Below are 5,926 nucleotides of genomic sequence, written 5' to 3'. Positions count from 1 at the left end.
CCTCCGGAACGGTCGCGCGTGCCGCGGACGGGTTGCGGCACAACGCCTCGAGCCTGGCGGGGCGGAGGGCGCCGCCCCAGGGCGCAGACCGCCCGTCCGCCGCTCGTGCCGGCCGCCCGGGACGGGTTCGTGCCAGCACGAGGAACGCGGCGGGCACCGCCCGCTACCATCGCCGGCGTGGACCACCGTGCGCGCGGGAACCCCGGCGCCGCCGCCCGCCTGCGGGTGGTCCTGGCCGAGGACTCCGCCGTCCTGCGCGAGGGCATGGTGCGGCTGCTGGAACTGCGCGGCCACCAGGTGCAGGCCGCGGTGGGCGACGGGGACGAACTCGTCGCGGCGGTGGAGGAGCTCGTCCCGGACGTCGTCGTCACCGACGTCCGGATGCCTCCGGGGCACACCGACGAGGGGTTGCGCGCGGCGCTGGAGTGCCGGCGCCGGCGCCCGGGGCTGCCGGTCCTGGTGTTCTCCCAGTACGTCGAGAACCGCATCGCCCGCGACCTGGTCGCCGGTTCCGCCGCGGGCGTCGGCTACCTGCTCAAGGACCGCGTGGCCGACTCCGCGGAGTTCCTCGACGCCCTCGAGCGCGTCGCGGCCGGCGGGACGGCGCTGGACCCCGAGGTGGTCGCCCAGCTGGTGCGCCACGGCCGCGACGCCGTGGCCGAGCTGACCCCGCGCGAGCTGCAGGTGCTCGCCGCGATGGCCGAGGGGCTCTCCAACGCGGCGATCGCCACCCGCCTGGCGATCGGCGAGCGGGCGGTGGAGAAGCACGTCGCGGGGATCTTCACCACCCTCGACCTGCCGCCCGGCGCGGCGGAGAACCGCCGCGTGGTGGCGGTCCTGCGCTACCTGCGCCGCTGAGGCCGGCAGCCGCTCCCCCGGCCGTCGGCACCGCGTCGGGCCCGGGGGCAACCTGACGGGGCGCTGTGGCGTCTTGGTGGGTGCAGCCGTCGTCGGGAGGGGAACCGTGCAGGGGACGTTCGAGGAGTTCGCCGCCACCAGCAGCAGCGGGCTCATGCGGACCGCGCTGCTGCTGACCGGCGACCGCGCGGCCGCCGAGGACCTGCTGCAGGAGGTGCTGGAGCGCGTGTACGTGCGCTGGCGCTCGGTGCAGGACCCGCAGGCGTACGCCCGCACGGCGATGAGCCGCGCCGTCACCGACCGCTGGCGCCGGGCGGGCCGGCGTCCGCGGGAGGTGCCCCTGCACGACTGGCACGAGCGGGCCGTCCCCGACGGGGCGGCGGACCGGGCGGCGCGCGCGGACGTCGTGGCGCAGCTGCGCGCTCTGCCGCCGCGGCAGCGGGCGGTCATCGTGCTGCGCTACTTCGAGGACTGGTCGGAGGAACGGATCGCCGACGAGCTGGACGTCTCGCGCGGGACCGTCAAGAGCCAGGCCGCCAAGGGGCTGGCCCGGTTGCGCGAGCTCATGGGTGCGGATCGCCAGGACGCGGACGTGGACGAGGAGGAGATGAGCCGGTGAACGAGCTGGAGGACCGCCTGCGCGAGGAGATGGTCGCGGCGGTGCAGGAGGTGCAGGCGCCGGCGTGGCTGCCCGCCGCGGCGAGCCGGGGCGGGCGGCGGCGGCTGCGCAGGCGGCGCGCGCTGCTGGCGGCGCCGGCGAGCGCGCTCACCGCGGGCGTGGTCGGTGCGGTGGTGCTGGGGCAGGGCGGCTGGCCGGGCAGCGGCCCGGTCTCCTCGCCGGCGCCGGCGGCGGGGGCGCCCGCAGCGCCGGAGGTGAGCACCTCGGCGGCCGCCGGAGCGAGTGCCCGGGCCAGCGCGCAGGCGGCCGCCGAGGCGAGCGCGGAGGCGGAGGCGGAGGCGACACCGGACCCGCTGGAGCAGGCGCAGCTGGACGCGTACTTCACCGCCGGCTACGGCTGGGACGAGGCCGTGCAGCTGGGGCAGCTGTGGAACGTGGAACCCGGCGAGGCGAAGGTCAGCGCCGGCGCGGACCTGCTGGCCGGGCGCGAGCTGCCGGTCGCGGCGCCCGCGGTCGCGGCGGACCCGGAGGCTCCGCAGCGCGAGGCGTTCTTCGCCGCCGGGTACACCATCGACGACGCCGCGCAGCTGGGGCGGCTGTGGAACGTCGGGACCTACGAGGCGAAGATCGCCGGGGGCACGGAACTGCTGGCGGGCAGGCAGCTGCCCATCGGCCCCAGCGCCCCGGGGACCGACGGCGCCGCGGCGGCTCCCGCGACGGACCCCACCGCGGAGGGGATGGCCGCGACCCGGCGCGAGGCCTTCACCACCGCCGGCTACGACGACGACGACGCCGTGCAGCTGGGCCGGTCGTGGAACGTCGAGCCCGAGCAGGCGAAGGCGATGGCCGGGGAACTGCTGCTCGCCGGGGGCCGGTTGCCGGTGCAGCCCTGAGGTTCCCCGCCGGGGAGGAACCCCCTGCGCAGCAGGCTCAACGGTCCTCGCGGCCGACCCCGCGGCCGGGCGCGCTCATGTCCCCCGTCGCGGGCCTGCCGGCGGCCAGGGCGTAGCGCAGCAGCACGGTGCCGCGGGGGCCGGCCGCGGGCGGCTCGAGCAGCGCGAGGTTCGCGGGCACCGCGCCCGCGGCGAACACCCGCTTGCCCTCGCCGAGCACGACCGGGTGCACCCACAGGTCCAGGCGGTCGAACAGCCTCTCGCGCAGCAGGGTCTGCACCAGGTCCAGGCTCCCGACGACCTTGACGTGCTCGTGGCGCTCGCGCACCCGCCGCACCGCGCCGGCCAGGTCGGGACCCAGCTGCGTGGAGCCGGCCCAGGACAGCCGCGGCCGGCCGCGCGAGGCGACGTACTTGGGGACCCGGTTGAACAGCGCGGCGATGCCGTCGTCCGGCCCGCCCCGCTGGTGCGGCCAGTACGCCGCGAAGATGTCGTAGGTGCGGCGGCCCAGCAGCAGGGCGTCGGTGCCCTCGTAGGCGGCGGCGACCTGCGCCCCGGAGACCTCGTCCAGCAGCGGCGCCTGCCAGCCGCCGAAGGAGAAGCCCTCGGGGTCCTCGTCGGGACCCCCGGGCGCCTGCCCGACGAGGTCGAGGGTGCTGAACAGCTCGATGTGGATGAGGCCCATGCCCTGCTCCCGGTGCGTCGCTCGTGTGGTGCGGGGTGGACCCGTGCGCGGCGGCGGACTCATCGCCGCGAGGGCACCGGCTGCGCCGGCAGGTCGTGACCGCGCTCGCCTCCCCGCGCGGGCCGCACCTGCAGGACGGCGACGGCGCAGAGGACGAGCACGCCACCGGCGAGCTGGACGGGGGCCGGGAACTCCTGCAGCGCCAGCGCGGCCAGCGCGGTGGTGACGACGGGTTCGAAGGTGGAGAGGATCGCCGCGGTCGAGGGGCCGGTCCGTCGCAGGCCGGCGAAGAACGCGAGCACGGCGACGACGGTGGACACGACCGCGATGCACCCCAGCCACCACCAGCCCTCCCGGCCGAAGCCGAGGTCCGCACCACCGCTGACCGCCGCGCGCACGACCAGCGCGGCGGCGGCGCCCGCCATCACCAGCGCGGACAGCACGACCGGTGCGGTGCGCTGCACGAGGGTGTCGGCGACGAGGACGTAGGCGGTGTACGTGAGCGCCGAGCCGAGGGCCAGGAGCACACCGAGCGGGGAGGAGCCCGCGCCGCCGGAGCCGAGCAGGACGAGCAGCGTCCCGCCGGAGGCGACCGCCAGCGCCGCGCAGCGCCGCGGCGTCAGGCGGTCGCGGCCGAGGAGGACCGCTGTCGCGGTGACCAGCAGGGGGTAGGTGTAGAGGAGCAGGGACAGCAGCGCGGCGTCCATGCGCTCCAGGGCCGCGAAGTACAGGCCGGCCTGGGTGGCGTAGCCGACGGCACCCAGGGCGACGGCCGCGGCCACCACGGTCGGGCTCAGCCGGCCCACCGGCTCACCGGCGGTTCCCCGACCCGGTGCGGGAGCGGGAGCCGGCGGCTGGCGCAGCGCGGGCCGCAGGAGCAGCAGCGCCGCCAGCAGGACGGCGGCCAGGGTGAAGCGCACCAGGAGCAGCGCGCCGGGGGCGACGCCGGCCTCGTAGGCGAGCTTGCCGAAGATCGCCATCGCGCCGAAGCACGCGGCGGAGACCAAGCACAGCAGGGGACCCATGAGTCCCAGCATCGACACCGCGAACAGCCAGGTCCAGTGACGACATCTGGGGTCGAATGGTTAGCATCTATGGATGGTCACGTTCGACCTCCACCGCCTGCGCCTGCTGCGGGAGCTGGCGGAGCGCGGCACCCTCGGAGCCGTCGCCACCGCACTGGGCTACAGCCCCTCGGCGGTCTCCCAGCAGCTGGGGGTGCTGGAGCGGGAGGCCGGGGCCCGGCTGCTGGAGAAGGCCGGCCGCGGGGTGCGGCTCACCGACGCCGGGCGCCTGCTCGCCCAGCACGCCCGCCTCCTGCTCGCGGCCGCCGAGGCGGCCGCGAGCGACCTGGCCGCGCTCGGGGAGGAGGTGCGGGGCACCGTGCGCGCCGGCGGCCTGCAGTCGGCGGCCCGGCGCCTGCTGGTGCCGGCTGCGGCACGCACGATGGCCGAGCACCCGCGGGTGCGCCTGGAGGTCTCCGAGCTGGAGCTGGAGCAGGCGCTGCCCGGCCTGCGCACGGGCACGGTCGACCTCGTCATCAGCGACGAGTACGACGGGCACCCCCGGCCCCGCCCGGCCGGCCTGCGCTTCGCGCCCCTGCTGGAGGAACCCTCGAAGCTGGTGCTGCCCGCGGCGCACCCGCTGGCGCAGCGCGGCGGGCCCGTCCCCCTGGGCGCCCTGCGCGAGGAGGCCTGGGTGACCTCCGCCGAGGGGACCGGTCACCACGCCATGGTCGTCGGCACCTGCCGCGCCCTGGGCGGCTACGAACCCGACGTGCGCCACCGCGCCGGCGACGCCGAGATCCAGTTCGAGCTCGTCCGCACCACGGGAGCCGTCGCCCTGCTCCCGGCCCTCACCCTGCCCGCCGCGGACGCCACCCTCGCCGTCCGCGACGTGGCCGGAGCCGTCCTCGGACGCCGCCTGGTCGCCGTCACCCGCGACGTCCCGACCACTCCGGCCCTGAGCGCGTTCCTCGCCGCCATCCAGGCGCAGATCCACCGGCTCGGCGGGCGCGGGGTCGCCCCCCGCTCCTGAGCCTCCCGCCACGACGCCGGGGGCAATAGGCTCGGCGCGTGCAGGCGAGCGAGTCCTCCTCCGGAACGGCGGGAGCCGTGGCCACGCTGGTCCTCGCCGGTTCCGCGGCCCTCGCGTTCGGCGTCGGCGACCTCGTCGGGTTCAGGACCGAGGGGGCCGAGACCGTCAGCACCACCACCTGGCTGCTCGGCTGGGCGCTGCTGACCTGGGCGGTGCTCGTCGGCGGCGCCTGCGCGGTCCAGGCCGTCCGCGCCCCCGCCCCGCGGCGCAGGCCGGCGCGGGCCGGTCTCCTGCTCCTGCTCGCGGCCGCCGTCGTCGTCGCCGTCGTCGGCACCCACCTCCCGTTCGGCAGCGGCTCGGGATCGGGCTGAGGAGTTCGGCCGGAGGACCGGCGGCGGGCGGTGGCGGCCCGGGGCCTGGAACTCCTCGAACCCGCCGGCCCGGCGCGGGAGGCCCGCGACGACAGCGGGGGATCGATCCGTGGACCCGGTTCTCCGCGGACGAGGGTGCAGCAGCCTGAAAATCCTGTGCCGCAGCGGATCGGAGTCCTGCCGACGATGACGCTGACGCGCTCGTCGCCGGGTGCGCCACCTCGCCGGAGGGAACTCCCTCCCCCGGTCGACCTCGCTCGCGGACGTGGAGGTCAACCCGTCGGCGCGTCGTCAGCGTGCTCGACGAGGAGGGAACCCCGGCGGGTCAGCACCTCCCCGGGAGCGAGGTCCACCGCCGTCGCCCGGGCGCAGGACCGCGTCGCGGCGTCGCCGGGCGAAGACGAGCACACCGGTCACAGCCGCACGTTCCCGCTCACGCACGTCGTGCTGTCCCCACCCACCC

The 5,926-nt window shown here is 77.1% G+C and carries 7 protein-coding genes; 5 read left to right on the top strand and 2 right to left on the bottom strand.

Annotation, left to right across the window (positions count from 1 at the left end; all coding sequences use genetic code 11):
- The first annotated feature begins 219 nt into the window (after positions 1-219).
- The 3 genes from GTQ99_RS18770 (at position 220) to GTQ99_RS18760 (ending at position 2,370) form a co-directional block, all read left to right on the top strand.
- On the top strand, positions 220-858 hold the full coding sequence (locus GTQ99_RS18770) for a response regulator transcription factor (RefSeq protein ID WP_166617247.1): 639 nt from the start codon (positions 220-222) through the stop codon (positions 856-858).
- 106 nt (positions 859-964) lie between these two features.
- Positions 965-1,477, top strand: coding sequence for a SigE family RNA polymerase sigma factor (locus GTQ99_RS18765; RefSeq protein WP_205707788.1), 513 nt, complete (start codon positions 965-967; stop codon positions 1,475-1,477).
- Complete coding sequence (locus GTQ99_RS18760) at positions 1,474-2,370, top strand: hypothetical protein (RefSeq protein WP_166617244.1); 897 nt, start codon at positions 1,474-1,476, stop codon at positions 2,368-2,370. Before GTQ99_RS18765 ends, GTQ99_RS18760 begins: the two co-directional genes overlap by 4 nt.
- A 37-nt stretch (positions 2,371-2,407) precedes the next feature.
- Here GTQ99_RS18760 and GTQ99_RS18755 read toward each other — a convergent pair whose 3' ends face one another.
- Complete coding sequence (locus GTQ99_RS18755; protein WP_166617243.1) at positions 2,408-3,055, bottom strand: dihydrofolate reductase family protein; 648 nt, start codon at positions 3,053-3,055, stop codon at positions 2,408-2,410.
- Between the two features lie 59 nt (positions 3,056-3,114).
- Positions 3,115-4,092, bottom strand: a complete 978-nt coding sequence (locus tag GTQ99_RS18750; RefSeq protein ID WP_240897726.1) for a DMT family transporter — start codon at positions 4,090-4,092, stop codon at positions 3,115-3,117.
- Positions 4,093-4,153: 61 nt separating this feature from the next.
- Between GTQ99_RS18750 and GTQ99_RS18745 the strand changes: the two genes are divergently transcribed.
- On the top strand, positions 4,154-5,092 hold the full coding sequence (locus GTQ99_RS18745) for a LysR family transcriptional regulator (RefSeq protein ID WP_166617242.1): 939 nt from the start codon (positions 4,154-4,156) through the stop codon (positions 5,090-5,092).
- A 38-nt stretch (positions 5,093-5,130) separates the two neighbouring features.
- A complete protein-coding gene (locus tag GTQ99_RS18740) occupies positions 5,131-5,463 on the top strand; it encodes a hypothetical protein (protein ID WP_166617241.1) in 333 nt (110 codons plus the stop codon).
- The last annotated feature ends 463 nt before the right edge of the window (positions 5,464-5,926 follow it).

The sequence above is a fragment of the Kineococcus vitellinus genome (assembly GCF_009906315.1).
Taxonomy (GTDB): domain Bacteria; phylum Actinomycetota; class Actinomycetes; order Actinomycetales; family Kineococcaceae; genus Kineococcus; species Kineococcus vitellinus.
The sequence above is the reverse complement of the archived record's forward strand: the minus strand, read 5'-3'. Positions and strand labels throughout refer to the sequence as shown.

What these genes read in the sequence shown, in the direction of transcription:
- GTQ99_RS18755 (WP_166617243.1), bottom strand. Translation starts at nt 3,055, where the DNA reads ATGGGCCTCATCCACATCGAGCTGTTCAGCACCCTCGACCTCGTCGGG.
- GTQ99_RS18750 (WP_240897726.1), bottom strand. Translation starts at nt 4,092, where the DNA reads ATGCTGGGACTCATGGGTCCCCTGCTGTGCTTGGTCTCCGCCGCGTGC.
- GTQ99_RS18745 (WP_166617242.1), top strand. Translation starts at nt 4,154, where the DNA reads ATGGTCACGTTCGACCTCCACCGCCTGCGCCTGCTGCGGGAGCTGGCG.